Source organism: Micromonospora sp. WMMD1128 (assembly GCF_027497235.1).
Classification (GTDB): domain Bacteria; phylum Actinomycetota; class Actinomycetes; order Mycobacteriales; family Micromonosporaceae; genus Micromonospora.
On sequence record NZ_CP114902.1, the window covers coordinates 1,220,039 to 1,244,958 of the forward strand.

26 protein-coding genes are annotated in these 24,920 nt (G+C 72.8%); 14 read left to right on the forward strand and 12 right to left on the reverse strand.

Annotated features, from left to right (window positions below; genetic code table 11):
* Positions 1-32: 32 nt before the first annotated feature.
* A complete protein-coding gene (locus tag O7602_RS05955; RefSeq protein ID WP_281587211.1) occupies positions 33-590 on the forward strand; it encodes a Uma2 family endonuclease in 558 nt (185 codons plus the stop codon).
* A 53-nt stretch (positions 591-643) separates the two neighbouring features.
* On the opposite strand, the gene O7602_RS05960 is transcribed toward O7602_RS05955, so the two are convergent.
* The 4 genes from O7602_RS05960 to O7602_RS05975 all read right to left on the reverse strand — a co-directional run bounded on the left by O7602_RS05960 (position 644) and on the right by O7602_RS05975 (position 4,757).
* Positions 644-1,525, reverse strand: a complete 882-nt coding sequence (locus tag O7602_RS05960) for a glycine betaine ABC transporter substrate-binding protein (protein ID WP_281587212.1) — start codon at positions 1,523-1,525, stop codon at positions 644-646.
* An 89-nt stretch (positions 1,526-1,614) separates the two neighbouring features.
* Entirely contained in the window at positions 1,615-2,508 is an 894-nt protein-coding gene (locus O7602_RS05965; RefSeq protein ID WP_281587213.1) for an ABC transporter permease subunit, read from the reverse strand.
* Positions 2,505-3,725 (reverse strand): glycine betaine/L-proline ABC transporter ATP-binding protein, encoded by a 1,221-nt coding sequence (locus tag O7602_RS05970; protein ID WP_281587214.1) that lies wholly within the window; start codon positions 3,723-3,725, stop codon positions 2,505-2,507. Before O7602_RS05970 ends, O7602_RS05965 begins: the two co-directional genes overlap by 4 nt.
* A gap of 429 nt (positions 3,726-4,154) precedes the next feature.
* Complete coding sequence (locus tag O7602_RS05975; protein WP_281587215.1) at positions 4,155-4,757, reverse strand: TetR family transcriptional regulator; 603 nt, start codon at positions 4,755-4,757, stop codon at positions 4,155-4,157.
* 72 nt (positions 4,758-4,829) lie between these two features.
* Here O7602_RS05975 and O7602_RS05980 point away from each other — a divergent pair, with 72 nt between their 5' ends.
* Together O7602_RS05980 and O7602_RS05985 are read left to right on the forward strand one after the other, a co-directional pair.
* Positions 4,830-6,053, forward strand: a complete 1,224-nt coding sequence (locus tag O7602_RS05980) for an FAD-dependent monooxygenase (protein WP_281587216.1) — start codon at positions 4,830-4,832, stop codon at positions 6,051-6,053.
* 32 nt (positions 6,054-6,085) lie between these two features.
* Positions 6,086-7,015 (forward strand): LLM class F420-dependent oxidoreductase, encoded by a 930-nt coding sequence (locus tag O7602_RS05985; RefSeq protein ID WP_281587217.1) that lies wholly within the window; start codon positions 6,086-6,088, stop codon positions 7,013-7,015.
* Between the two features lie 6 nt (positions 7,016-7,021).
* Here O7602_RS05985 and O7602_RS05990 read toward each other — a convergent pair whose 3' ends face one another.
* Positions 7,022-7,441, reverse strand: a complete 420-nt coding sequence (locus tag O7602_RS05990; RefSeq protein ID WP_281587218.1) for a hypothetical protein — start codon at positions 7,439-7,441, stop codon at positions 7,022-7,024.
* Positions 7,442-7,508: 67 nt separating this feature from the next.
* Between O7602_RS05990 and O7602_RS05995 the strand changes: the two genes are divergently transcribed.
* A complete protein-coding gene (locus tag O7602_RS05995) occupies positions 7,509-8,735 on the forward strand; it encodes an FAD-binding protein (RefSeq protein WP_281587219.1) in 1,227 nt (408 codons plus the stop codon).
* A 33-nt stretch (positions 8,736-8,768) separates the two neighbouring features.
* Here the strand turns inward: O7602_RS05995 and O7602_RS06000 are convergent, their stop codons facing one another.
* Positions 8,769-9,908, reverse strand: a complete 1,140-nt coding sequence (locus tag O7602_RS06000) for a site-2 protease family protein (RefSeq protein ID WP_281587220.1) — start codon at positions 9,906-9,908, stop codon at positions 8,769-8,771.
* 109 nt (positions 9,909-10,017) lie between these two features.
* Here O7602_RS06000 and O7602_RS06005 point away from each other — a divergent pair, with 109 nt between their 5' ends.
* Positions 10,018-10,287 (forward strand): type II toxin-antitoxin system prevent-host-death family antitoxin, encoded by a 270-nt coding sequence (locus O7602_RS06005; protein ID WP_281587221.1) that lies wholly within the window; start codon positions 10,018-10,020, stop codon positions 10,285-10,287.
* Positions 10,284-10,565, forward strand: coding sequence for a type II toxin-antitoxin system RelE/ParE family toxin (locus O7602_RS06010; RefSeq protein ID WP_281587222.1), 282 nt, complete (start codon positions 10,284-10,286; stop codon positions 10,563-10,565). Before O7602_RS06005 ends, O7602_RS06010 begins: the two co-directional genes overlap by 4 nt.
* 43 nt (positions 10,566-10,608) lie before the next feature.
* Here O7602_RS06010 and O7602_RS06015 read toward each other — a convergent pair whose 3' ends face one another.
* Together O7602_RS06015 and O7602_RS06020 are read right to left on the reverse strand one after the other, a co-directional pair.
* Positions 10,609-11,412 carry an alpha/beta fold hydrolase gene (locus O7602_RS06015; protein ID WP_281587223.1) on the reverse strand — a complete coding sequence of 268 codons (804 nt, stop codon included), beginning with the start codon at positions 11,410-11,412 and terminating at the stop codon, positions 10,609-10,611.
* Positions 11,413-11,474: 62 nt separating this feature from the next.
* Positions 11,475-12,218 (reverse strand): TetR/AcrR family transcriptional regulator C-terminal domain-containing protein, encoded by a 744-nt coding sequence (locus tag O7602_RS06020; RefSeq protein ID WP_281587224.1) that lies wholly within the window; start codon positions 12,216-12,218, stop codon positions 11,475-11,477.
* Between the two features lie 106 nt (positions 12,219-12,324).
* On the opposite strand from O7602_RS06020, the gene O7602_RS06025 reads away from it, so the two are divergent.
* The gene (locus tag O7602_RS06025) at positions 12,325-13,764 is read left to right on the forward strand and encodes an MFS transporter (protein ID WP_281587225.1); all 1,440 of its coding nucleotides are present in this window, start codon (positions 12,325-12,327) and stop codon (positions 13,762-13,764) included.
* 325 nt (positions 13,765-14,089) lie between these two features.
* On the opposite strand, the gene O7602_RS06030 is transcribed toward O7602_RS06025, so the two are convergent.
* Positions 14,090-14,296 (reverse strand): DUF397 domain-containing protein, encoded by a 207-nt coding sequence (locus O7602_RS06030; RefSeq protein WP_281587226.1) that lies wholly within the window; start codon positions 14,294-14,296, stop codon positions 14,090-14,092.
* A gap of 13 nt (positions 14,297-14,309) precedes the next feature.
* Positions 14,310-15,026 carry a DUF5753 domain-containing protein gene (locus O7602_RS06035; protein WP_281590144.1) on the reverse strand — a complete coding sequence of 239 codons (717 nt, stop codon included), beginning with the start codon at positions 15,024-15,026 and terminating at the stop codon, positions 14,310-14,312.
* 14 nt (positions 15,027-15,040) lie between these two features.
* On the opposite strand from O7602_RS06035, the gene O7602_RS06040 reads away from it, so the two are divergent.
* From O7602_RS06040 to O7602_RS06060, 5 genes are all read left to right on the forward strand, one after another.
* Positions 15,041-15,295: a hypothetical protein gene (locus tag O7602_RS06040; RefSeq protein ID WP_281587227.1), complete on the forward strand. Its 255-nt coding sequence runs from the start codon at positions 15,041-15,043 to the stop codon at positions 15,293-15,295.
* Between the two features lie 101 nt (positions 15,296-15,396).
* Positions 15,397-16,287, forward strand: a complete 891-nt coding sequence (locus O7602_RS06045) for an ABC transporter ATP-binding protein (protein WP_281587228.1) — start codon at positions 15,397-15,399, stop codon at positions 16,285-16,287.
* A gap of 15 nt (positions 16,288-16,302) precedes the next feature.
* Positions 16,303-17,109, forward strand: coding sequence for an ABC transporter permease (locus O7602_RS06050; protein ID WP_281587229.1), 807 nt, complete (start codon positions 16,303-16,305; stop codon positions 17,107-17,109).
* A 30-nt stretch (positions 17,110-17,139) separates the two neighbouring features.
* On the forward strand, positions 17,140-18,288 hold the full coding sequence (locus O7602_RS06055) for a sensor histidine kinase (protein ID WP_281587230.1): 1,149 nt from the start codon (positions 17,140-17,142) through the stop codon (positions 18,286-18,288).
* Positions 18,285-18,905: a response regulator transcription factor gene (locus O7602_RS06060; protein WP_281587231.1), complete on the forward strand. Its 621-nt coding sequence runs from the start codon at positions 18,285-18,287 to the stop codon at positions 18,903-18,905. Before O7602_RS06055 ends, O7602_RS06060 begins: the two co-directional genes overlap by 4 nt.
* 101 nt (positions 18,906-19,006) lie before the next feature.
* Here the strand turns inward: O7602_RS06060 and O7602_RS06065 are convergent, their stop codons facing one another.
* Both O7602_RS06065 and O7602_RS06070 read right to left on the reverse strand, forming a co-directional pair.
* The gene (locus O7602_RS06065) at positions 19,007-19,888 is read right to left on the reverse strand and encodes a L,D-transpeptidase (RefSeq protein WP_281587232.1); all 882 of its coding nucleotides are present in this window, start codon (positions 19,886-19,888) and stop codon (positions 19,007-19,009) included.
* A 67-nt stretch (positions 19,889-19,955) separates the two neighbouring features.
* Positions 19,956-21,401 carry an alpha-amylase family protein gene (locus O7602_RS06070; protein WP_281587233.1) on the reverse strand — a complete coding sequence of 482 codons (1,446 nt, stop codon included), beginning with the start codon at positions 21,399-21,401 and terminating at the stop codon, positions 19,956-19,958.
* 242 nt (positions 21,402-21,643) lie between these two features.
* On the opposite strand from O7602_RS06070, the gene O7602_RS06075 reads away from it, so the two are divergent.
* Positions 21,644-23,452: a hypothetical protein gene (locus O7602_RS06075; protein WP_281587234.1), complete on the forward strand. Its 1,809-nt coding sequence runs from the start codon at positions 21,644-21,646 to the stop codon at positions 23,450-23,452.
* Complete coding sequence (locus O7602_RS06080; RefSeq protein ID WP_281587235.1) at positions 23,449-24,915, forward strand: NADH-quinone oxidoreductase subunit NuoF family protein; 1,467 nt, start codon at positions 23,449-23,451, stop codon at positions 24,913-24,915. The genes O7602_RS06075 and O7602_RS06080 overlap by 4 nt, the downstream gene beginning before the upstream one ends.
* Positions 24,916-24,920 lie beyond the last annotated feature (5 nt).

Here is a 24,920-nt window from a genome sequence, read left to right on the forward strand (position 1 = left end):
GTCCGAGCCGGTCTCTCACCTAGGATGGCGGCATGAGCGCTGAGGCCGTCGGCATGCACATGCCCGCCGTCGTGATGCTCGACGACGTGGCGACGATGAACGCCGCCGACCCGAACGGTCACCGCTACGAGACCAGCCCCGACGGGGTCCTGTCGGTCATGCCGCCGCCCGACTCCGAGCACGCGATCATCGCGAGTCGCCTCTTCGCCTGGCTGATCAGGGCGGGCTGGCCGCCCGAGCAGGTGCTCCAGGCGGTCGGCGTCCGGGTGCCCGGGCGCAGCGGCGACGGCGGGCGGATCCCCGACCTGAGCGTGTGGCGCAAGCCGCCCGGGCGCGGAGTCTGGTCCACCGTGACCGATCTGGTGCTGGCTGTCGAGATCGTCTCACCCGGTTCGGAGGCGATGGACTCGGTGACCAAGGTCCGGGAGTACGCCTCGGCCGGCATTCCGCGTTACTGGGTGGTGGATCGCGACGGTCCGCAGACCGTGACGCTGCACGAGCTCACCGGCGACGGCCGGTACGCCGAACACGCTCGGATGCCGCTGGCCTGGCTCTTGCAGACCGCGCCGGCCGACCACCTCGACGGGTGAACGCCGAGGGGCCCCGCCGAAATCGGCGGGGCCCCGGTCGTGCGCGGGATCGCTCAGGCGAGCGTCTTCAGGTAGTCGGGGTTGGCCTTCAGCCACTCCTCGACCGCCTTCTCCTCGTCGCCCTTGTGCACGTTGAACATCAGGTCCTCCAGCGAGGCGAGCTGGTCACCGTCCATCTTGAACTTCTTCAGCATGTCGGTGACCTCGGGGAAGTCCTCGCCGAAGCCCAGCCGGGCGAACGTGTTGATCTGCTCGGCCTGGCCGAGGGTGCCCTTCGGGTCGGCCAGGTCCTTCAGCTCGTACTTGGCGTAGGCCCAGTGCGGGTGCCAGAGCGTGACGACGATCGGCTTCTTGTCCTTGATGGCGCCGTCGAGCGCGGCCAGCATGGCCGGGGTGGACGACGTCTTCAGCTTCATCGCGCCGTCCAGGCCGTACTGCGGGATCACCTGCTCCTGGGTGGCCTTGGTGAGGCCGGCGCCCGGCTCGATACCGATCATCTCGCCGCCGAACGTGCCGGCCTTGCCGGCCAGGTCCGCAAGCGAGTCGACGCCCTCGACGTACGTGGGCACCGCGATGCTGAGGCTGGCGTCGTCGTGCCAGACGCCCAGCTTCTCCAGCTTGTCGCCGTACTTCTCCATGTAGGAGGCGTGGGTCAGCGGGAGCCAGCCGTCCAGGAACAGGTCGATGTCGCCGTTGGCGAGACCGCCGTAGACCAGACCGGCCTCCAGGTTCTTGAGCTGGACCTCGTAGCCCTTCTCCTTGAGGATGTTCTCCCACAGGTGGGAGGCGGCGATCGCCTCGTCCCAGGCCATGTAACCGATGGTGATCTTCTTGTCGCCGCCGGACCCGGACGCGCCGTCGGACTCGTCGCCGCAGGCGGTCGCGCCACCGAGGGCCAGAGCGGCGGTCACCGCCAGCGCGAGAACGCGCTTCATCGTCGTAAACACAGAACTTCCTTTCCTTGCGGGGTTGCCGGTGGTTTCGCGTGGGCGGAACCGGGGGTGCCGGCGAGGAGGGCTACCGGTCAGGCCGCCTCGCGCGCCAGGCGCTGGGCCCGGGCGGAGGGGAACCGGTCGCCCGCGGAGTCGGTGAGCCGGTCGAGCACGACGGCGAGGACCACGACGGCGATCCCGCCTTCGAACCCGGCACCCACCTCGACCTGGGACAACGCGAAAATGATCACGTCGCCGAGGCCGCCGGCGCCGACCATGCCGGCGATGACCACCATGGACAGGGACAGCATGATCACCTGGTTGACGCCGGTCATGATGGTCGGCAGCGCCAGCGGCACCTTCGTGCGCAGCAGCACCATCCACGGCGGCGCGCCGAAGGACTCGGCGGCCTGCACGATCTCCTTGTCGACCTGGCGCAGGCCCAGCTCGGTCAGGCGGACGCCGGGCGGCATGCTGAACACCACCGTGGCCAGCACGCCCGGCACGGTGCCGATGCCGAAGAAGAACAGCGCCGGGAGCAGGTAGACGAACGCGGGCATGGTCTGCATGAAGTCCAGCACCGGCCGGGCCACCGCGGACGCCCGCTTGTTCTCGGCCACGAAGATGCCCAACGGGATCGCCAGCAGCAGGGCGAGCAGGCTGGCCACGAGCACCTGCGCGAGCGTGCTCATGGTCTCCTCCCAGTACGGCATGCCGGCCACCAACAGGAGGCCGACGGCCGCGCCGAGGGCGAACTTCCAACCGCGCAGCCACCAGCCGAGCCCGGCCAGCACCGCCACGACCGCCACCGCGGGCACGCCGTTGAGCAGCTGTTCGAGCGGGCCCACAAGTCCCTCGACCACGGCCGTGACGGCGTCGAAGAGCGGGCCCAGGGTACGGGTGGCCCAGTCCACGCCCGTCTCGATCCACTCGCCGAGCGGCACCCGGGGCAGCGCGGCGTCGAGCGGGAATTCGCGCAGGCTCATGCCGGGATCTCCTCTTCGACTGTCGGCTCCTCGGGCGTGCCGCTGGCCAGGGCGCTGAGCAGCGTGATCCGGGGGATCACCCCGGCCAGCCGGCCCCGTTCGTCGAGGACGGCCACCGGGTGCTGGCTCTCCGCGCAGTCGGCGAAGAGGTCGGCGACCGAGGTGTCCTCGGTGACGGTGCGGACCCGCTCAGTCGAGACGTACCCGTCGAGGGTGGTCCGGTTCTCGCGCAGCGCGCGCAGCACCTCGTCCTCGGTCACCGTGCCGAGGAAACGCTTGCCCGGGCCGGTCACGTAGACCACCGAGGTCTGGGTGTCCCGCAGCGCCTTGGCGGCGACCCGCGGGCCGGCGCTGATGTCGAGAACGTGGTGCGGCTTCTCCATCACCGAGGCGGCGGTGAGGATGCGGGTGCGGTCCACGTCGGCCACGAACTGCGCCACGTACCCGTTGGCCGGGTCGGTGAGGATCTCCTCCGCCGTGCCGATCTGGACGATCCGGCCGTCCCGCATGACCGCGATCCGGTCGCCGAGGCGCATCGCCTCGTTCAGGTCGTGGGTGATGAAGATGATCGTCTTGCCCAGCTCGGCCTGCAGCTCCAGGAGCTGGTCCTGGATCTCCCGCCGGATGAGCGGGTCGAGCGCCGAGAACGCCTCGTCCATGAGCAGGATGTCGGTGCCGGCCGCGAGCGCGCGGGCCAGGCCGACCCGCTGCCGCATGCCGCCGGAGAGGTCGTGCGGGAGGTGGTCCGCCCACTCGGTCAGGCCCACCATGCGCAGCGCGTCCATCGCGCGCTCGCGCCGTTCGGCCTTGGGTCGGCCGGCGACCTCGAGCGCGTATCCGGCGTTCTCCGCCACCGTGCGGTGCGGCATGAGCGCGAAGTGCTGGAAGACCATGCTGATCTTGTCTCGGCGCAGCTTGCGCAGGGCGGCGGGCTTGAGCGAGGTCAGGTCGACGTCGTCCACCCGCACGGTGCCCGCGGTGGGCCGGAGGAGGCCGTTCAGCATCCGGATGAGGGTCGACTTCCCGGAGCCGGACAGGCCCATCACGACGAAGATCTCGCCGGGGCGTACGTCGAAGGTCGCGTCGATGACGGCGGCCGTGGCCGACAGGCCGGCCAGGGCCTCGGCGCGTGGCGCGCCGTCCGCCAGGCGTCTTACCGCTTCGTCAGCTCGGTTCCCGAATATTTTGTAGAGCGACTGCACTGCGAGCGCGGACACGATCCCCTCTCCGACGCCGGCCGTCGGCGGGGTGTGCCGGCGGCGGCGGTCTTCGGTCTCGTCCGTGATATCAACTTCGGTCACGTGCGGGCCATGAGGGCCGGCAAGGAAACCTACCGACGCCATCGCGATTAATCCAACCGGCACTGCGGGGAATGTGGACCACCACACAAAAACCGGCGGTCGAATTCGGTCGTCGAGGGCATCCGGTATGCGCGCGCCACGCTTCTCCGGACGACGTTTCCGCTGGTAGGAGCGTTGTTTCCGGTTATCGACGCAGACTGTTGCATATGAAGAAACTGATAACCAATCGTCACGCGATTGTCATATCCGACCGACCGTGTCGCGGATTACGGTCGGCTCCGCCGTTCCATTCCGTAATGGGGCGGCGACGATTCCCGTCGAGTGCGGCCCCCGCCGGCCGGCGGGTCAGCCGGTGCGGCCGGGCGCCTCGTCGGGGCCCAGTTGCCGGGCGACGATCCGCAGCGCACGGGTCAGCTCCTGCGCCGAGGGCGCGGCGTCCGGGTCCACCAGGCACTGGGCGGCCACGCCGCCGAGCAGCGCCTGGTGGAACGCGCCGAGGGTGAGCGCGGTGCCCTCGTCCGTGCCCGGGCCGAACCGGTGGAACACCTCGGCCAGGCCGAGGCGGGCCCGGCGGTTGGCGGCGGCGAACGCCTCGCGTAGCTCGGGGGCGCGGTCCATCCGGGCGATCAGCTCGAACTGGACCGCCCAGAGCGGGCGCAGCCGGACGATCGACTCGATGATCCGCTCCCAGGCCAGCTCGAACCGCTGCTCCGGGTCGGCGTCCGGGTCGGCGTCGTGGGCCAGTGCGCGGTCCAGCTCCTCGCCCCACTCCGCCATCGCCTCGAACAGCGCCTCGTCGAGCAGCGCCCGGGTGGTGCGGAAGTGGTAGCCGATGGCGGCGAGGCTGGTGCCGGCCGCGGCGGCGACGTCGCGGGCGGTGGTGGCGGCGTAGCCCTTCGCCATCAGGCAGCGCTTCGCGCCGGCGAGGAGATCTTCCCGATTTCCCATGGAGAGCAGCGTACCGAGAATCTTGAACATCTGTCTTGCACAAACGTCTGACACACCCGTACCGTCGCTGTCATGACCGATGTCCTGATCTCCGGCGGCGGTGTCGCCGGCTCCGCGCTCGCCTGGTGGCTGCGCCGCCACGGCCTCCGGCCGACAGTCGTGGAACGGGCCCCCGCGCCCCGCGACGGCGGCTACAAGGTCGACGTCCGGGGCGCGGCCCTGACCGTGCTGGACCGGATGGGCCTGACCGGGCAGGTGCGCGCCCACGACACCGGGATGCGGCTGGCCCGCTTCCTCGACGGGCGCGGCCGGCAGCTCGCCACCATGGACGCCGCCCTGTTCGGCGGCCGATCGGACGACGACGTCGAGATCATGCGCGGCGACCTGACCCGGATCCTGCGGGCCGCCGCCGGCGACGTGGAACACCGCTTCGACGACTCGGTCACCGCGCTGCGCGCCGACGCCGACGGAGTCGACGTGACCTTCGCGCGGGGCCCGCGCCGTCGCTTCGACCTGGTCATCGGCGCCGACGGGCTGCACTCGACGGTACGGCGGCTCGCGTTCGGCCCGGCGTCGCGCCACCTGCGCCCGCTCGGGCACCACATCGCCATCTGCACCGTGCCGGCCGGATTCGGCGAGGAACGGGTCGAGCTGCTGCACCCGGCACCCGGGCGGAGCGTGGGCGTCTACCGGACCGCGGGCGCGCCCGACGCCCGGGCGCTGTTCCTCTTCCGCTCGCCCGGCGACGCGGGAGACCACGGCGACGCCGGCGACCGCGGTGACGTGGCCGCCCAGCGAGCGCTGCTGGGCCGGGCCTTCGCCGGGGCCGGCTGGCGGGTGCCCGAGCTGCTCGCCGCGTTGCCCGACGCGCCCGACCTCTACCTCGACGAGATGAGCCAGGTGCGGATGGTGAGCTGGTCGGCCGGCCGGGTCGGGCTGGTCGGCGACGCCGCCTACGCCGCCTCACCGGCGTCCGGCCAGGGCACCAGCCTCGGGCTGGTCGGGGCGTACGTGCTGGCCGCCGCGCTGGCCGAGGCGGGCGGGAACCCGGCGGCCGGATTCGCCGCGTACGAGCGTCGGATGCGGCCGTTCGTCGCGGCGAACCAGGCGCTTGCCGAGCGCAACTTGAAGGGCATGGTGCTCGGCTCGGCCGGGCAGATCCGGTTCCAGACGCTGATGCTGCGCCTCCTGCCGCGCCTGCCCGGCCGGGAGCGGATGATCAGCCGGGTGGCCGAGCCGATCCGCCGGGCGGCCACCGCGATCACGCTGCCGGACCTGCCGACCCGCGCGACCTGAGATCAGGGACCCGGCGGCCCTATGCTCGGGGGATGGAACTTCGGATCTTCACCGAGCCTCAGCAGGGGGCCAGCTACGACCAGCTGCTCGCCGTGGCGCGCCGGGCGGAGGAGACGGGCTTCGCCGCGTTCTTCCGCTCCGACCACTACCTGAAGATGGGCTCGGTGAGCGGTGACCCCGGCCCCACCGACGCCTGGACCACGCTCGCCGGCCTGGCCCGCGACACCACCCGGATCCGGCTCGGCACGCTGATGAGCGCCGCCACGTTCCGGCTGCCCGGCCCGCTGGCCATCACCGTGGCGCAGGTCGACCAGATGAGCGGCGGCCGGGTCGAGCTGGGCATCGGCGCCGGCTGGTACGCCGAGGAGCACACCGCGTACGGCATCCCGTTCCCGTCTGTGGGCGAGCGGTTCGACCGGCTGGAGGAGCAGCTCGCGGTCATCACCGGGCTCTGGTCCACGCCGGCCGGATCCACGTTCGACTTCCCCGGCAAGCACTACCCGGTCAGCGACTCACCGGCGCTGCCCAAGCCGGTGCAGCGGCCCCGCCCGCCGATCCTGCTCGGCGGCATGGGTCCGAAGCGCACCCCCCGCCTGGCCGCCCGCTACGCCGACGAGTTCAACCTGCCGTTCGTCTCCGTCGAGGACACCACGGCGCAGTTCCAGCGGGTGCGGGACGCCTGTGCCGAGATCGACCGGGACCCGTCCACGATGGTCTGGTCCAACGCGCTGGTGCTCTGCTGCGGCCGGAACGACGCCGAGGTGGCCCGCCGCGCCGAGGCCATCGGCCGGGACGCCGCCGAGCTGCGCGCCCACGGCGCCGCCGGCACGCCCGCCGAAGTGGTGGACACGCTCGGCCGGTACGCCGAGGCGGGCAGCGCCCGGGCCTACCTCCAGGTGCTCGACCTGGCCGACCTGGACCACCTGGAGCTGGTCGCCGCCGAGGTGATGCCGCAGCTCTGAGCGGGCCTACGCCCGCCGGACGGTGTCGAGCCGGCCGTCCCGGTCGCTGTCCAGGTACATCACGTCCGGGACGCCGTCGCCGTCGATGTCGACCTGCACCACGTCGGCCACCCCGTCGCCGTCCAGGTCGGTCACCACCTCGACGGAGCCGTCCAGGTGCCGGGTCACGATCGACCGGCTCCGCCCGTCGCGCGGCGGCGGCCCCGGGTGCGGCGTCGGGGCCGGCTCGGGCTCCGGCGTCGGCACCGGCGCGGTCCGCTCCGGTCCGGCCTCGGCGCTGGTCCTGGTCCCGGCACTGTTCCCGGTCCTGGCCCCGGGCCGGTCCGGTCCGGCCTCCGTCTCGTCCGGGTCGACGCCGGTCGGGTCGATCTCCTCCTCCGACGGGTACACGTCACCGTGGAGGCTCGGGTCGCGGTAGCTGCTCATCCGCCCAGGATTCCCGCTTCGACCCCGGAGCAACCCTGCCCGCCCGCGATGGCGGATGATGCAGCGCATGACCGACACCAACTGGGCCGGCAACGTCCGCTGGTCGGCCCGGACCCGGCACCGGCCCACCACCCTGGACGAGCTGCGCCGGCTGGTCGCCGACGCGGACCGGGTCCGGGCCGTCGGCACCGGCCACTCGTTCAACCGGCTCGGCGACACCACGGGCGCGCAGATCGCGCTCGACGGGCTGCCGCCCACCGTCGCGCTCGACCCGGACCGCGGCACCGTCACCGTCGCCGCCGGACTCCGCTACGGCGACCTGGCCACCGCGCTCCAGGCAAAGGGGTACGCGCTGGCGAACCTCGCCTCGCTGCCGCACATCTCGGTGGCCGGCTCGGTCGCCACCGCCACCCACGGCTCCGGCGTCGCCAACCGCAACCTGGCCGCCGCCGTGGCCGCCCTGGAACTTGTCACCGCCGACGGTGACCTGCGCACCGTCGACCGGACCGACCCGACCTTCGCCGGGCTGGTGGTCAACCTCGGCGCGCTCGGCGTGGTCACCCGGGTCACGCTCGACGTGGTCCCCACCTACGCGGTGCGCCAGTACGTCCGGCTCGGCCTGCCCCGGGCGGCGCTGGACGAGGCGCTCGGCGCCGCGTACAGCGTCAGCGTCTTCACCGACTGGCGGTCCGAGCGCTTCGACCAGGTGTGGATCAAGCAGTACGCCGACCAGGCGCCGCCCCCCGCCGACTGGCTGGACACCGTCGCCGCCGAGACGCCGCAGCACCCGGTGCCCGGCATGTCGCCGGAGCACTGCACCGCCCAGTTCGGCGAGCCCGGTCCCTGGCACGAGCGGCTGCCGCACTTCCGGCTCGGCTTCACCCCGAGCAGCGGCGACGAGTTGCAGTCCGAGTGGCACGTGACCCGCGCCGACGCGGCGGCGGCGCTCGCCGCGCTCGACCCGGTCGCCGAACGGATCGCCGCCGTGCTCCAGATCTGCGAGCTGCGGACGGTGGCCGCCGACGAGCTGTGGCTGAGCCCGAACTTCCGCCGGGACACGCTGGCGCTGCACTTCACCTGGGTCGGCGACCCGGTGGCGGTGGCCCCGGTGCTGGCCGAGGTGGAGCAGCGGCTCGCCCCGTTCGCGCCGCGCCCGCACTGGGGCAAGCTGTTCGACCGCGACCCGGCCGCCGCGTACCCCCGGCACGCCGACTTCGCCGCGCTGCTGCTCTCCTACGATCCGACCGGGAAGTTCCGTACCGACGAGATGGACCGCTACTTCCCCCGAGACTGACGTCCGGCCCGTCGCGTTGCGGCGCGGCCGGGGTCAGCGGCCGGCGGGCGTCGGCGCGCGCATGCTGCCGCGCTGCACCGCGCGGCTGATGTCGCTCGGTGAGACGATCCCGACCAGCCGGTCATCCACCACCACGAGCGCCCGGCCGTCGGTGCACTCGTTGAGCCGGGGGAGCAGGTCGGTGAGCTGCTCGTCCGGCCGGGCCAACACCAGCTCGTCGGCCCGGCAGGACACCTCGGCCAGCGTGGTCGACGCTCGGCGGTCCGCCGCGACGCCGCGTACCCGGTCCAGCGTGACCAGGCCGACCGGCCGGTCGTTCTCGGTCAGCGGCAACGCCGAGTGCCGGTACGCGAAGAGGTAGTGGTCGACGAAGTCGGCCACGGTCAGGTCGCCGGACGCGGTCTGCGGCTGCGGCGTCATCACGTCCCCGACGCGGATGCCGCGCAGCGCGTCACCCATCCGCGCCTGCCGCTCCTCCATGCCGGCCGCGCCGATCAGGAACCAGCCGATCAGCGCCAGCCAGAGCCCGCCGAAGCCGGCGCCGGACAGGAACCGCCACAACCCGAGGCCGATCAGCACGATGCCCAGCACCCGACCGGCGCCGGCGGCCACCACCGACGCCCGGGTCCGGTCACCGGTGGCCTTCCACACCGCCGCGCGCAACAGCCGCCCGCCGTCGAGCGGCGCGGCCGGCAGCACGTTGAAGAGCGCCAGCAGCACGTTGATGCCGGCCAGCCAGGACAGCGCGCCGAGCAGCAGCCCGTGCCCGCCGGCCACCGCGACCGCCACCGCGATCGCGCCGAACACCACGCCGATGACCAGGCTGACGAGCGGCCCGACGCCGGCGATCCGTAGCTCCGCACCCGGGTCCTTCGCCTCACCCTTCAACTCGGCGACGCCGCCGAAGAGCCAGAGCGTGATCCCCTCGACCTCGATGCCGTTGCGCTTGGCCACCACCGCGTGCGACACCTCGTGGGCGAGCAGGCCGAGGAAGAAGACCACCGCGGCGGCCAGGCCGGCGGCGACGTAGGCGACCACGGAGTGGCCGGGGTACGAGCGCGGGAACAGGCTTGCCGACAGCGTCCAGGCGATCAGCACGAAGATGACCAGGACACTCCAGTTGACGCCGACGGGTACGCCCGCGACCTTCCCGAGCCGGAAACTCGCCCTCATCGCTCCGTGATACCCGCCCCACCCACCAACACACCAGCCCCGGCAGCCGTGTGAATGGCGTGAGATCTGCGTGCACTCGTACGTTTCGTACGGCCTGTACAATCAGAGCATGAGTGAGCCCGCTGCCGAACTTCCGATCTCCGATGCCCGCGACAGCCTCGCGGATGTGGTGTCCCGTGCTCACTACGCCGGCCGGATCACCTACGTCACCCGTCGTGGGCAGCGCTTGGCCGCCATCGTCCCCGCCGATTTGGCCGAAGCGATCGAACGGGCAGAGGACGCTGCCGACGTCTCGGCGGCCCGCGACGCCCTCGCTCGGATCGATGCCGGCGATACCCCTGTCCCGCTCAGTGAACTGCGTGACGAGCTGGGCCTGTGACCGTGCCGTCCGAGCAGGTCTTTACCGTGCAGATCGATCGAGCCGCGGCCAAGCTGCTGCGCAAGCTCGACAAGCCCGTACAGGCCCGCCTCGTCGCCGCTCTCGCCGGGCTGGCTATCGAGCCCCGCCCGGCTGGTGTCAAGGCGCTCACCGGTCACCCCGGCCTGCTACGGATCCGGGTCGGTGACTACCGCATCATCTACACCGTCCGCGACGGTGAGCTGGTCGTCCTCGTGATCCACTTGGGCCACCGTGGCGACGTCTACGACACGCTCTGATCGTGATATCGGCCAGATGTTGGGTCGGGGGCGGCGACGTTGTTCATCCAGTGGCACGCCGGGGCGACTCGCTGACCACGGTGGGGGAGAACTCGTTGGCGGCCTCGACCGCCCACTCCAGCGCGAAGTCGGCCTCCTCCTCCCAGCCCGGCTCGCCGCCGACGAAGTGCGACCGGCCGGGGAACTCCCGGTAGCTGGTGATCGCGGTCGAGCCGCGGTAGAGGTTGGCCAGGCTGGTGGCGAGCGACGGCGGGATCACGTGGTCCTCGCCGCCGGCGGTGATCAGCAGCGGGGCACGGTCGTCGCGCCTGCGGTCGATCTCGGTGGCCGAGTCCGGGTCCAGGTTGGCGAACGAGCCCTCGAAGAGCACGTGGCCGGCGCCGGGGACGGCGTACCGCTCCCAGGCGGCGTCCGACTCCGCCTGGGTGAGCGTGTTGCCGAAGGCGTACCGGAAGTCCTCGGCGGTGAACGGCACCGCGCGGTGGCGGTTGGCCGGGTTGTGCAGGATGGAGAACCCGGAGCGCAGCGTGCTGAGCGGCAGCTTGAGCACGCCCTTGACCGGCGCGGGGTGCACGCCGACGACTGCCGCGCCGAGCCTGCGGTCGAGCAGCAACTGGGCGATCAGGCCGCCGAACGAGTGGCCCATGACGATCGGCGGGCGGGGCAGCTCCCGGATGATCGCCGCATAGTGGTCGACGATCGTGGGGATCCGCTGGCCGGCGATCGGCGTGGGGTCGGCCCGCAGCTCCGCCGGCTCGCGGTCCATGCCCGGCCAGGCCGGGGTGAGCACCCGGAAGCCCCGGGCCGCGTAGCGGTCGGCCCAGTGCTCCCAGCTCCGCGAGGTCATCCAGAGACCGTGGATGAGCACGATCGTGTCGACACGTCCGGTCGGTACGCCCATGGCGCGGGTTACCCGGCCCGGCGGCCCTCACTCCCGGCCGGCGCGTTCGCGGCCAGGCCGTCGATCAGCAGGTCCAGGCCGAAGCCGAAGCGCTCGTCGCCAGCGCCGGCCATCAGCTCGTCCAGGTGGCCCAGGACCTGCGGGTAGGTCGACGCCGGTAGGCCCTCGTAGTAGGCCCGGAGCTGTCGGTGCAGGTTGGCCCACCATGTCGCCGGTTCCTGCCCGGCGGCGCGGGCCTTCTCCGCGTACAGCGCGCCCTCGTAGGCGTCGCCGGCGATGTAGAGGAAGAGCCGGTCGAGGAACCAGGCCGCCCGCTGGGGCGGTACGCCGCCGGCGAGCAGGATCTCCAGCATCCCTTCGGTGACGCGCAGCGCGTTCGGGCCGGTGGGGATGGTGGCGAGCGAGGCGAGCGCCAGGTTGGTGTGGGTGGCGTAGACGCGGTATGCCGCCCAGGCCACCTCGCGGATCTGCGCGGCCCACCGGGTCGGGTCCGGCGCCGGGACCACGATGTCGGCGCTGGCCCGGTCGACGAGCAGTTCGAGCAACTCCTCCTTGCCGGAGACGTGGGCGTAGAGCGACGCCGGCCCGGTGCCCAGCTCCTGGGCCACCCGCCGCATGCTCAGCGCCCCCAGACCCTCCCGGCTGATCAGGGCGAGCGCGGCGTCCACCACGGCCTGCTGGCTGAGCGGCTGGCCGGGGGCCGGCCGGCTGCGGGCGCGGGTGCGCCAGGGCGGGGCGGGTTGGTCGCTCACGGACACCTCCGACGGTCGGGACTCGAACATCGTACTTGCCGCGAACGCTGTTCGTTGCTAGAACAGTGTTCGACAACGAACGCCGTTCGACCGATCGGGGGAGCCCATGACCATCGAAACCGTGACGCCGGAGCGGGCGGGAACACCTGGCACCGGTCACCGCTGGCGCTGGATCGCGCTCGCGGTGATCCTCAGCGCCGAGGTGATGGACCTGCTGGACGTGCTCGTCACCAACCTCGCCGGCCCGGCCATCCGGGCCGACCTCGGCGGGTCGCCCGCCCTCATCCAGTGGCTCGGCGCCGGCTACACGCTGGCCATGGCCGTCGGCCTGGTCACCGGCGGCCGACTCGGTGACCTGTACGGCCGTCGCCGCATGTTCCTGGTGGGGGTGATCGGCTTCACCGCCGCCTCGGCCCTGTGCGCGCTCGCCGCCGGCCCGGGCACGCTGATCACCGCCCGCGTCGTGCAGGGCCTCTTCGGCGCTCTGCTCCTCCCGCAGGGGCTCGGCCTGATCAAGGAAATGTTCTCGGGCGACGAACTGGCCGCCGCGTTCGGCGCGTTCGGCCCGGTGATGGGCCTCTCCGCCGTCGGTGGCCCGATCCTCGCCGGCTGGCTCGTCGACGCCGACCTGGCCGGCACCGGCTGGCGGGCCATCTTCCTGATCAACGTGCCGCTCGGCCTGCTCGCCGCGCTCGGCGCGCTCTGCCTCCTGCCCGAGTCCCGGGCGTCCCGGGCCACCCGGCTCGACCTGCCCGGCGTCCTGCTCGTCTCGCTCGGCGCGGTGCTGCTTCTCTACCCGCTGGTCCAGGGCCGCGAACTGGGCTGGCCCGGCTGGACGCTCGCCATGCCGGTCGGCGCGGCGCTGGTCTTCGCGGTCTTCGTCCGCTACGAGAGGGCCCGGCAGCGCGCGGGCCGGGACCCGTTGGTCGTGCCGACGCTGTTCCGCCGTCGTGCCTTCACCGGCGGCCTGGTCGCCGGCCTGGCGTTCTTCACCGCGCTCACCGGCTTCTCGCTGGTCTTCAGCCTCTATCTCCAGCTCGGCCTGGGCTGGTCACCGCTGCGCACCGGCCTGGCCTCGGTGCCGCAGGCGCTCGGCATGGTGCTCGCGTTCGCGCTGGCCGGCATGGGCCTCGCCCGGCGTCTCGGCCGGCGACTGATCCACCTCGGCCTCGTGGTGGTGCTGGCCGGCGTCGCCGGGATGCTGCTCACCCTGCGCCTGATCGGCGACGACGTCACCCCGTGGCGGCTGGTGCCCGCGCTGCTGGCGGTCGGCCTCGGGATGGGACTGGTGATGGCGCCCTTCTTCGACATCGTGCTCTCCGGCGTGGAGGAGGAGGAGACCGGCTCGGCCTCCGGCACGCTCACCGCCGTCCAGCAGCTCGGCGGCGCGCTCGGGGTGGCGCTGCTGGGCACCGTCTTCTTCGACGCCGCGTCGGGCGGTGTCGGGCACGCGGTGCGGGTCACGCTCGTCGCGGAGCTGGGCCTGGTGCTGATCACCGTCGCCGGCGCGTTCCTCCTGCCCCGCAACGCCCGCGAGGAGATGTAAGGAAGGGGCCCTTGTTAACGGATTCGGTAGAGGAAGGGCCCCCGCTTAACTGGCCCGGTGCGCACCGAGCGAGAACTAACCAAGGGTTGTGCCGGGCGGCCGTTCTGACGCGGTGGGGGAGACATCAGTGAGGTCCGGGAGGCCGCCGCTCTTGAGCCATGCGGCGAACTCGCGGCGCATCTCCAAGGCGCTCGCGGCCCGGACCGCGCTGGCGGAGGCGTCCTGCCCGGCTGCCTGAGTTGGCCGGGTGTGTGGCTCGCCGTTCGAGTCGAAATCGGTGGAAGTCATGCGCTGCCCCTCTCTCACCACGCCGCGCCGGCGCGTGTCAGTCGACAGCGTGTTCCTGCTGGAAACCGCGAAGGAAGCTCTGCCACGCCTGCCCGTCGAAGAGGAGGACTGGGCCGCTCGCGTCCTTGCTGTCCCGCACGCCGACATGGCCGGAGAGGTTGTCTGCGACCTCGACACAGTTGCCGGAGCCGTTGCTGCGGGTGCTCTTCCGCCAGGTCACCGCGTCCTGGTTAGTCTCGTCCACCCCGGTCGTCCCCTCAGAGCTGGTTGATCGCCTCCCGGATCAGGTCGCGTGACTCGCGGGCGCCGGCTGCTGTGGCGACCAGATGCTCGAAGACTCGCGTGTATTCCCTGACCTGTTGGCCCTGCAGGTAGAGGCTACCCGCGCGGGTCTCGACGTAGACGACGCCCGGATCGGCCGGCTCCGGGAAGGCGAGCAGGCTGAAGGCGCTACCCATCGAGCCGTACTCACCGGCCGTGAACGTCAGGATCTGTACGGTGTTGCCGGGGCGATCGGCTTCCTCGGCCAGCCGTTCCAACTGCGCCTTGAACGTTGCCGCGCCGCCGACCGGCCGTCGCAGGACGGCTTCGTCCAGCACCACCCACAGGTTCGGCGGCGACTCGTTGGACTGGCGGCGCATCCGCAGCTCGACGCGACGCTCAATCTCGTTGTCGGGCGCGTCCGGATGCTCGGCCCGGACGACCGCGCGGGCGTAGTCGGCGGTCTGGAGCAGGCCCGGGATGAGCTGAGGCTGGAATGCCCGGATCTCTGACGCCTCGGCCTCCAGTCCGACGTAGACCTCGAACCAGTCCGGCAGGACGTCGTCGTATGCCTGCCACCAGCCGCGCTTGCGGGCGTCCCGCGCCACCTGCACGAGCGCATCGATCTCGTCGCCCTCCACGCCGTAGAGGTCGAGAAGGCCCCGCGCGACGGGCGGCATCACGGAGACCTGGGCGTTCTCGATGCGGCTCAGGGCGGACTCAGGTCATGACTGAACGATGGGTGATCCACCTGCCGGTCGTCGTGAACGACCTGCTGACCGCCCAACGGCTGGCCCGGGTGATCGCACACTGGACGCACGTGCTGCCGCAGACCGAGCCCGGCGGAACCACGGTGTCCCCGGAGGACGACCAGAACGTACGTCACTGGGTCTTCTGCGACCGGCGGGTGGGGGACGGGCAGCGCTGCCGACTCCGGCCCGACCACGACGGTGCGTGCACACGGCGGTTCCGGGTGCGCTGACCGCCGTCGGTGCGCCACGCCGGGACACCTGACAAATGTCACGGGCGGAAGGTGACGGCCGCGCCAGGGTCCAGGGTGCCCCAGGCCGGAGCATCGTTGGCATGACCGACACCGCACCGGCCGTCGAACTGGCCGGACTCACCAAGACCTTCGGCCCGGTGACCGCCGTCGACGGGCTCAGCCTGCGGATCACCCCCGGTGAGGTGGTCGCCTTCCTCGGCCCCAACGGCGCCGGCAAGACCACCACCGTCGACATGCTGCTCGGGCTGGCCCGCCCGGACGCCGGCACGGTCCGGGTCTTCGGCGGCAGCCCGACCGACGCCGTCCGGCTCGGCCGGGTCGCCGCCGTGATGCAGACCGGCGGCCTGCTCAAGGATCTCACCGTCGCCGAGACGGTACGGATGACCGCGCACTTCTACGGCCACACCCGCCCGGTGACCGAGGTGCTGGAACGCGCCGGCATCGCCGGCATCGCCGACCGGGCGGTGGGCAAGTGCTCCGGCGGCCAGCAGCAGCGGCTGCGGTTCGCGCTGGCGTTGCTGCCCGACCCGGACCTGATGGTGCTGGACGAGCCGACCACAGGTATGGACGTCGAGGGCCGCCGCGACTTCTGGCAGGCGATCCGGGCCGACGCCCGTTCCGGCCGGACCGTGCTGTTCGCCACCCACTACCTGGACGAGGCCGACGCGTACGCGGACCGGATCGTGCTGGTGCGGGCCGGCCGGGTGGTCGCCGACGGCACCACCGCCGAGATCAAGAACCTGGCCGCCGGCCGGATCGTGCGGGCCACCCTGCCCGGTGCCGACCAGGCCGCGCTCGCCGCGCTGCCGGGCGTCCGGTCGGTCGAGGTACGCGGCGACGCGATCCTCGTGCACAGCGAGGACTCCGACGTCGTCGCCCGGCACCTGCTGACCCGGACCGACGCCCGGGACCTGGAGATCACCTCACGCAACCTCGAGGACGCGTTCCTCGCCCTGACCGCCGCCGCCTGACCGGGAGCCCTCGCCATGACCACCACGTCGCCCACGTCCACCTCGCCCACGCCGGTCCGGGCCGACCGCCGGCCACCCGCCCTCGGCGGCTTCTCCGCCGCCGTACTCGGCATCGAGATCCGCCGGGTCCTGCGCAACCGCCGCACGCTGATGTTCATCCTGGTCATGCCCGCGGTCTTCTTCCTCCTGTTCGGCCTGCCCTCGCGCGGCGAGAAGCTCGACAACGGCCTGCCGGTCACCGGCTGGATCATGATCAGCCTCGCCGTGTACGCGGCCATGGTGGCCACCACGAGCGCCGGCGCCGCCGTGGCCACCGAGCGGGCGTTGGGGTGGAGCCGGCAGTTGCGGTTGACCCCGCTGCGCCCCGCCGCTTACGTGGCGACGAAGGTGGCCACCGCGATGGTGCTCGGCCTGGCCGGCGTACTCGTGGAGTTCGTGGTCGGCGCCGCCTCCGGCGTCCGGCTGCCGGCGCACGTCTGGGTGGAGTCCGGCCTGACCGCCTGGATCGGCTCGCTCGTCTTCGCCGCGTTCGGCCTGTTCGTCGGCTACCTCGCCCCGGCCGAGAACGTCATGCAGTTCATGGGCCCGGCGCTGGCCATCCTGGCCATGCTCGGCGGCCTGTTCGTCCCGCTCGATCTGCTGCCCGACGTGATGCGGCAGATCGCCAAGTTCACCCCGGTGTACGGGGTCGGTCAGCTCGCCCGCGCGCCGCTGACCGGCACCGGGGTGGACTGGGCGGCGGTCGGCAACGTCGCCGCGTGGACCGCCTTCTTCGGTCTGGGCGCGGCCCGCCTGTTCCGCCGCGACACCACCCGGGTCTGACCGGACGCGGCGGGCACTAGCGTGGTGGGCGTGACGTCGCCGAACGCCCCGGCCCGGCCGGTGAACCGCCGCCACTGGCGGTTCACCGGCTGGCTGCTGGCGGCGGTCTGGCTCTTCTTCCTCAACATCCCGTTCCTCACCGCGCTGCACCAACCGGAGCTGTGGCGGCGGCTGCTCGGGCTCGGCTCCGTGATCGCCTTCGGCGTGACGTACGTGCTGGTCTTCGAATGGTCGAGGGCCCGCCGGCAGCGGCACCTCCCGACCCCGGTCGGCCGGGCCCGGTCGCTGATCGCGCTGCTGCTCGCCCTCGGCCTGGTGGGCATCCCCGGCACCGGCGGGGACTGGCTGACCACGCTCGTGTTCGTGGCCGCCGCCGCGGTGTTCCTGCTGCCGCCGGTGGAGTCCCTGGTCGTGGTGGTGCTGGCCGCGGCGACCCCGCCCGTCACCTCACACCTGGTGCCCGGCTGGGAGTCGGAGAGCACAGTCGTCTTCGCGGTGCTGCTCGCCTCGTTCGCCATGTTCGGGGTGAGTCGGCTGGCCCAACGCAACGGCGAACTCCAGGCCGCGCAGCAGGAGATCCACCGGCTCGCGGTGGCCGAGGAACGCGCCCGTACCGCCCGGGACCTGCACGACATCCTCGGCCACTCGCTGACCGTGGTGGCGGTGAAGGCCGAGCTTGCCGGCCGGCTGCTGGAGTTGGACCCGGCCCGGGCGGCCACCGAGATCGCCGACGTGGAGCGGCTCGCCCGGGAGGCGCTCGCCGACGTGCGGGGCACCGTCGGGGCGTACCGCGGGGTGGATCTGGCGTCCGAGTTGGCCGGCGCCCGGTCGGCGCTGGCCGCCGCCGGCGTCGCCGCGGAGCTGCCGGAGACGGTGCCGGCGCTGCCGGCGGACCTGGACGAACTGTTCGGCTGGGCGGTCCGCGAGGGGGTGACGAACGTGGTGCGGCACAGCGGCGCGCGGCGGTGCGTCATCGGGGTGGAGCCGGCGGCGGTGGAGGTACGCGACGACGGCCGGGGGCCGGCCGGCGAGGGGCCGACGACCGGGCACGGGCTGGTCGGGCTGCGTGAGCGGGCGGACCGCCTCGACGCCACGGTGACCGTCGCCCGGCCGTCCGGTGGGGCCGGATTCCTGCTCCGGGTGACGGCGCCGGAGACGAACGGGAGGGTACGCGGGTGACCGAGCCGATCCGGCTGCTGCTCGCCGACGACCAGGCGCTGGTCCGGGGCGCGCTGGCCGCGCTGCTGTCGCTGGAGCCGGACCTCACCGTGGTGGCCGAGGTGAGCCGCGGCGACGAGGTGGTGCCGGAGGCGCTGCGTACCTCGCCCGACGTGGCGCTGCTCGACGTGGAGATGCCCGGGCTGGACGGGGTGGCGGCGACGGCCGCGCTCCGGGCCGCGCTGCCCGGCTGCCGGGTGCTCGTGGTGACCACCTTCGGCCGGCCCGGCTACCTGCGCCGGGCGATGGAGGCGGGCGCGAACGGGTTCGTGGTCAAGGACACCCCGGCCCGGCAGCTCGCCGACGCGGTCCGCCGGGTGCACGCCGGCCTGCGGGTGGTCGACCCGACGCTCGCCGCCGAGACGCTGGCGACCGGGGCGAGCCCGCTCACCGAGCGGGAGACGGAGGTGCTGCGGACGGCCCGGGGCGGCGGCACGGTGGCCGAGTTGGCGGCGACGCTGCACCTGTCCGAGGGCACGGTCCGTAACCATCTGTCGGCGGCCATCGGCAAGACCGGCGCCCGCAACCGCGCCGACGCGGTCCGGTTGGCGGAGGCCAACGGTTGGTTGCTGGGGTGAAAGGCGGGGGCCCCGCTTAACGCATTCGGTAGAGGCGGGGGCCCCGCTTAACCGGCGCCGGTTAAGCGGGGCCCCCGCCTAACCCGGGCGGGGCGGGGTGGTCAGGGGAGGCGGTCGACGACGACGAAGCTGGTGCCGGGGGCCAGTTCGGCGAGGAGTTGGCGCTGGGCGCTGCGGGTCAGCCGGATGCAGCCGTTCGTGACGTTCTCGCCGAGCGTGTCGTCGTTGTACCAGGTGTGCAGTCCGATGTGGGCGCCGCGCAGCCCGGTGGGCACCGCGTCCGGGTCGTCGGGGATCGCGCCGAGCGCGAAGATGTCGACCCCGCCGTAGACGTCCTCCGGAGGTGGCGTGCGGCCCAGCACGAAGGTGCGGCCGAGCGGGGTGAGCTGGCCGGACATGCCGAGGCTCACCGGCCAGGTGTGTACCGCCCGACCGTCCCGGCGCCAGGTGAGCCGGTGGGTGCGGCGTTCCACCACGATCTGGTCGCGCAGCACCACTGTGGTCCAGCCGCCGGCGGGCAGCCAGGCGATGGTGCGGTTGGCCGAGGGGAGCAGAACAGCGGTCCAGCCGGCCCGGCGCTCGACGATCGGCATGGTCAGCCGGACGTCGCTGATGGTCGGCGCGAGGAACGCCAGCGGCCGGCCGCCCGGCGCGTCGTACGCGGCGATCTTCCGGTTCGGGCGCGCTCCCTCGGGCAGCGGCCCGGTGTCGGCGGTGGCCGGGTCGGCGGGGAAGCCGCGGGGCGCCGGATCGTAGGTGACCACCGGCAGGTCGGCCGGCGCGGGCGCGGCGGGCGGCACGGACTCCGCGGGTGTCGGGCTGGCGGGCGCCGGGGTGGTCGGGCCGGCGACGACGGGTGCGGGCGGCGGGGCACCGGTCAGCGCGTGGCCGACCAGCAGTGCGGTGGCCAGCAGCAGCGGTACGCCGAGCGCGGCGAACAGCCAGCCGGGCAGCCGCCGCCCGGTTATCCGGTCATAATGCACGAAAACGACTGTAACCGACCTGAGGCCCCCGCGCCGCGAACCGCGGTACGGGGGCCTCCGAGCCGGGTCAGCTCAGCTTCGCCCCGACGTGGATGGCGATCGCGTCGTGCGCGTTCACGGTCGCGGCGAACCAGCCGGCGGAGTCCACGGTGACCACCGGCCCGCTGCACGATCCGTTGCGGAACGTGCCGTGGACGACGTCGCAGTAGCGGCCGGCCGGCAGCCCGGTGTAGTACGACCGGCCGGTCACCGCCGAGTCCTCGTCGTTGAGCGTCAGGTAGCCCTTGCCGGCCCGGCTGAACGCGATGTGCTGGTAGCCGTTGTCGTACCAGTTGGCGACCGCGGCGCCCTCGGTGGCGTTGCGGAAGCCGACCATGTTGGCGATCACCGGCCAGCGGTGCTCGCACTCCCAGCCGGAGTAGCAGGTGGTGTTGGTGATCCGGTTGCTGCCGTCCGAGGGCGGGCCCTGGTCCTTGTTGCCGAACGTGAAGCTCGACATCACCGCCGGAGTGCCGTACGGCCAGGCCAGCATGAACGCGTTGGCCAGGGCGTACTCGCCGCGGTCGCGGTAGGTGAGCACGCCGCCGTCGCGCTGGGTGTCGTGGTTGTCGGTGAAGACCACCGCGGATCCGCTCGGCAGGTAGCCCCAGGACTGGCCGAAGTTCTTCAGGTACGCCAGGCGTTCGCTGTGGAACATCCGGGCCAGGTCCTTGCCGTAGCGGAACTCGTGCACGTCGCCGTTGCCGGTGTACTCGGTCGGCTGCACCGGCTCACCCGCGCCGTAGATGACCTCCTGCACCAGGTAGGCCGAGCGGGACAGCTTGGCCTTGACCGCCGCGATGTCGGCGGCCGGCATGTGCTTGCTGCCGTCCAGCCGGAAGCCGTCCACGCCGAGCGAGAGCAGGTCGTTGAGGTACGCGGCGAGTCGGCCACGGACGTAGTCCGACTCGGTCTTCAGGTCGGCGAGGTTCACCAACTCGCAGTTCTGCACCTCGTACCGGTCGTTGTAGTTGGCGATGTCGTTGGTGCCGTTGCGCCCGCAGTAGTGGAAGTCGGCCGAGGAGTAGGTGCCCGGGTAGCTGTAGTGCCCGTACGACGTGCCGGCCCACCCGGTCCCGCCGTTGTCCTGGCCGGACATGTGGTTGACCACCGCGTCGACGATCACCTTGACGCCGGCGTTGTGGCAGGTGTTCACCATCGACTGGAACTGGGCGCGGGTGCCCTTGCGGGATTCGATCCGGTAGCTGACCGGCTGGTAGGACACCCACCACGGGCTGCCGTTGACGTGCTCCTGCGGTGGGGACACCTGGACGTAGCCGTAGCCGGCGGGGCCGAGCGTGCTCGTGCACTCGCTGGCCACCGAGGTCCAGTTCCACTCGAAGAGCTGGACGATGACCTTCTTGCTACCGGCGGGGGCGGCGGCGGCCGGGGGTGCCGCCACGGTGATCGGGACGAGCAGGCTCGCGGCCACGCCCAGGGCGAGCGCCGTGGCGCGGCATCGGCGTCGATGCATCAGGACTCCTACGGGGGTACGGGGGAGTGGGAGTGGAGCCTGGGGAGGGCGTCGGTGCCGACTTCTTGCAGCCGGCACTAAAATTTCCCGCAAGGTTACGAGCGTGTTGCAAGAAATGTCAATGCATGGGCATCTGTCGTTGCGTACGGCGCTACACGCGCGTCCGGTCGGGACGGTTCGAGGAAGAGGTCGAGAAATTCGCCACCGGAGGTGATCCGTCCGGGCCGTCGCTCCGTACCTGAGTGGGGAGCAGGGTCGGCCGGTGGGGGCGCCGCCGCGAGACGATCGAGGAGCAGATGGGCCGGGCACAGCAGAACGAGAAGTCGACGACCGTCCGGACCACCACCAGCAGCCGTGGTGTCCGGACCATGTCGAAGTCCGCGATGGTGGCACTCGGCGCCTCCGCATTCGGCCTCCTGTGGGCGGGTGTGGAGCTGGCCGGCGCCGGCGGCGTCATGTACTCGTACGGATTCTTCTTCACCGAGTTCTTCGCCGGGGTGGTCGCCCTGGTCTCGCTCAGCCTCACCGTGATGCTGGGGCTGCTCGCCACGGACCGGCTGGTGCTGCTCATCCGGCACCGGGTGCTGCTCCAGTCGGCGCACCGCGCCACCGGCGTGCTCGGCGTGGCGGGGCTGGTGTTCCACGTCATCACCAAGATCGCGATCGGCCGGGCCGGTCCGACCGACGCCGTGGTGCCGTTCGTCGGCGGCAACGGCCTCTACGTCGGGCTGGGCACCGTCGCCGCGCTGCTGATGGTCGGCGTGCTCTGGACCGGCCTGATCCGGGTCCGGTTCGCCGGCGTCGGTCCGAAGTGGTTCTGGCGCTCACTGCACTCGATGGCGTACGTGTCCTGGCCGTTCGCGCTCTTCCACGGGCTCAACGCCGGCCGGGCCGCGAAGAGCTGGGTGGTGCTCAGCTACCTCGTGTGCGTGCTGCTCGTGCTGGTGGCGCTGCTGGTGCGCCTCTCCGTCCACCTCGGCAAGCGCAGCCGCGAACAGCACCAGGCCGCCGCGCTGAACAAGGCGATGGCCGGCAAGGGCGAGGAGCGTACCGGCGTGTTCGCGGCGCTGACCCGCAAGAAGGCCGCCGGCAAGGAGGAGAGCGGCGCGAACAAGGGCCGCTGGGCCGAGGCCACCGCCACCTGGACCGCGCCGGCCGGCACCGCCCGGCAGCGCGACCCCGAGCGCTTCGCCGTGCCCGTGGTGCCGGAGCCCGGGTCGCTGCGCGAGCCGGTCCGCGCCGCCGCCGCCCGGCGACGCAGCGAGGAGCCGGCCGAGCCGGCCCGCCGCGCCCGGACCCAGGAGGCCCCGGCCGCGCGGCGCACCTCCCGCCGCCGCGACGACGAACGAGTGCCCACCACCCGGGTACGCGACGACGAGCGCGAGCCGGCGCGCCGGAGCCGGGACTCCGAGCGGGTGTCCGCCGTCCGGCGGAACACCGAGGAGCTGGAACCGGTCGGCCGGCGGGACGAGGAACGGTCCCGCCGTCGCCGCCGCGACACCGAGGAGCGGGTCAGCCGCCGGTCCCGGGCCGACGAGGACATGGCCGCGCAGTACTCCGCGCCGCCGGAGAGTGGTGGCCGGCACTCCGCCCCGCCGGACACCGGTGGCCGCCACTCCGCGCCGCCGGACAGCAGCCGGTACGCCACCGCTGCCGAGGTGGCCCGCTACTCCGCGCCGCCGCGCCCGAGCGGAGAGGCGGAGGAGCCGTGGGACAGCCCGCGCCGCTGGGCGAGCGAGCCGATCTCGGCCGGTCCCGTCTCGGCCGGTCCGATCTCCGGCACCCCGATCTCGGCCGAGCCGCGCAGCGGCACCGGCCGGCGCTACCGGGACGAGGAGGACGTGCCGGAGGAGCCGGACTACTGGCGTCCGCCGGCCCGCTACGCCGCCGACGACGACGCGTTCGTCGACGACACTCCCACGCTCGTCGACCTCGCCTCCCGCCGGGCCATGCGCGCCACCAAGGAGACCCGCTCCGGCCGCCGCAAGAAGGCCGACGCGGACGCCGTCGACGGTGCGTACTGGGCCGGGCTGCGGGGTGAGGCCCGGTGATGCGGACGACCGTCCCGCCGGTCGCCTGCGTCGGGGAGCCCCGGCTCACCGCCGGGTTCTCCGAGTTCGGCCGGCTCGACCTGCTCGCGCACGAGGAGGTGCACGGCCCGATCGGTCCGATGGAGCCGGCCGCGTTGCTCCGGCTCGCCGAGGCCATCGACCTCAAGGGCAAGGGCGGGGCGGGCTTCCCGTTCGCCCGCAAGCTGCGCGCGGTGCTCGAGTCCTGCGAGCGGCAGGATCTCGCCGCCGTGGTGGTGGTCAACGCCACCGAGGGCGAGCCGGCCAGCTGGAAGGACAAGGTGCTGCTCACCCGGGCCCCGCACCTCATCCTGGACGGCGCCGCGCTCGCCGCGTTCGCGCTCGACGCCGAGGAGATCGTGATCGGGGTGGCCGACGACGACGTGGGCCGGCCCTCGCTGACCGAGGCGTTGCAGGAACGGCGGATGCCGGTGCCGACCACCATCGTCACCGTGCCGCACCGGTTCATCTCCGGCGAGGGCGGCGCGCTCGTCAACGGCATCAACGGGTTGCCGCACATCCCGCCCGGCACCAAGAAGCGGTCAAGCGACTCCGGCGTCAACGGGCTGCCCACCCTGCTCTCCAACGCCGAGACGTACTCCCAGCTCGCCATCGCCGCCCGGATCGGCCCGTACGAGTACGCGGCGCTCGGCACCGACGACGAGCCGGGCACCGTGCTGCTCACCGTCACCGGATCGGCGAAACGGCCGGCCGTGGTGGAGTGCGCCGCCGGCACCCCGCTGCGCGAGATCCTCGACCTGTGCGAGGTGCCGCCCGGGCCGGGCATCCTGATGGGCGGCTACCACGGCAAGTGGATCACCGCCGAGGCGGCCGACCGGGCCGAGGTCTCCCGCAAGGGCCTCACCGCGGTCGGCGGCACGCTCGGCGCCGGCATCATCGTGCCGCTCGGCGCCGACACCTGCCCGCTCGGCGAGGCCGCCCAGGTGGTCCGCTACCTGGCCGGCGAGTCCGCCGGGCAGTGCGGCCCGTGCAAGATGGGCCTGCCCGACCTGGCCCGCTCCGTCGACCTCGCGGTCTCCGGCAGCGCGCCGATCGAGCTGGTCCGGGCCGCGGCCGGCGACGTCAAGGGCCGCGGCGCGTGCAGCCACCCGGACGGCACCGCCCGGTTCGCGTTGTCCGCCATGGAGGTGTTCGCCGACGACCTGCGGCTGCACGCCACCGGCGAGGGCTGCGGCAAGCGGGTCAAGGGCGTGATGGGTCTGCCCGGCTCGCCCGACGGCAACCCGCAGAAACTCACCCTGGACTGGTCCCGCTGCGACGGCCACGGGCTCTGCGCGCACGTGGTGCCGGACTTCATCCGGCTCGACGGCAACGGCTACCCGGCCTTCCCACCCACCCCGGTGCCGACGTGGCTGCGCGAGGGCGCGCTCAAGGCGGTCAAGGTCTGTCCCGAACTCGCGCTCCGGCTGGTCAAGTCCGACTAGCCGGC

What these genes read in the sequence shown, in the direction of transcription:
- O7602_RS06000 (WP_281587220.1), bottom strand. Translation starts at nt 9,908, where the DNA reads ATGAGGGCGAGTTTCCGGCTCGGGAAGGTCGCGGGCGTACCCGTCGGC.
- O7602_RS06015 (WP_281587223.1), bottom strand. Translation starts at nt 11,412, where the DNA reads ATGACCTCGCGGAGCTGGGAGCACTGGGCCGACCGCTACGCGGCCCGG.
- O7602_RS05955 (WP_281587211.1), top strand. Translation starts at nt 33, where the DNA reads ATGAGCGCTGAGGCCGTCGGCATGCACATGCCCGCCGTCGTGATGCTC.
- O7602_RS05965 (WP_281587213.1), bottom strand. Translation starts at nt 2,508, where the DNA reads ATGAGCCTGCGCGAATTCCCGCTCGACGCCGCGCTGCCCCGGGTGCCG.
- O7602_RS06070 (WP_281587233.1), bottom strand. Translation starts at nt 21,401, where the DNA reads ATGCATCGACGCCGATGCCGCGCCACGGCGCTCGCCCTGGGCGTGGCC.
- O7602_RS05975 (WP_281587215.1), bottom strand. Translation starts at nt 4,757, where the DNA reads ATGGGAAATCGGGAAGATCTCCTCGCCGGCGCGAAGCGCTGCCTGATG.
- O7602_RS06005 (WP_281587221.1), top strand. Translation starts at nt 10,018, where the DNA reads ATGAGTGAGCCCGCTGCCGAACTTCCGATCTCCGATGCCCGCGACAGC.
- O7602_RS05985 (WP_281587217.1), top strand. Translation starts at nt 6,086, where the DNA reads ATGGAACTTCGGATCTTCACCGAGCCTCAGCAGGGGGCCAGCTACGAC.
- O7602_RS05980 (WP_281587216.1), top strand. Translation starts at nt 4,830, where the DNA reads ATGACCGATGTCCTGATCTCCGGCGGCGGTGTCGCCGGCTCCGCGCTC.
- O7602_RS06025 (WP_281587225.1), top strand. Translation starts at nt 12,325, where the DNA reads ATGACCATCGAAACCGTGACGCCGGAGCGGGCGGGAACACCTGGCACC.
- O7602_RS05960 (WP_281587212.1), bottom strand. Translation starts at nt 1,525, where the DNA reads ATGAAGCGCGTTCTCGCGCTGGCGGTGACCGCCGCTCTGGCCCTCGGT.
- O7602_RS05995 (WP_281587219.1), top strand. Translation starts at nt 7,509, where the DNA reads ATGACCGACACCAACTGGGCCGGCAACGTCCGCTGGTCGGCCCGGACC.
- O7602_RS05990 (WP_281587218.1), bottom strand. Translation starts at nt 7,441, where the DNA reads ATGAGCAGCTACCGCGACCCGAGCCTCCACGGTGACGTGTACCCGTCG.
- O7602_RS06045 (WP_281587228.1), top strand. Translation starts at nt 15,397, where the DNA reads ATGACCGACACCGCACCGGCCGTCGAACTGGCCGGACTCACCAAGACC.
- O7602_RS06050 (WP_281587229.1), top strand. Translation starts at nt 16,303, where the DNA reads ATGACCACCACGTCGCCCACGTCCACCTCGCCCACGCCGGTCCGGGCC.
- O7602_RS06040 (WP_281587227.1), top strand. Translation starts at nt 15,041, where the DNA reads ATGACTGAACGATGGGTGATCCACCTGCCGGTCGTCGTGAACGACCTG.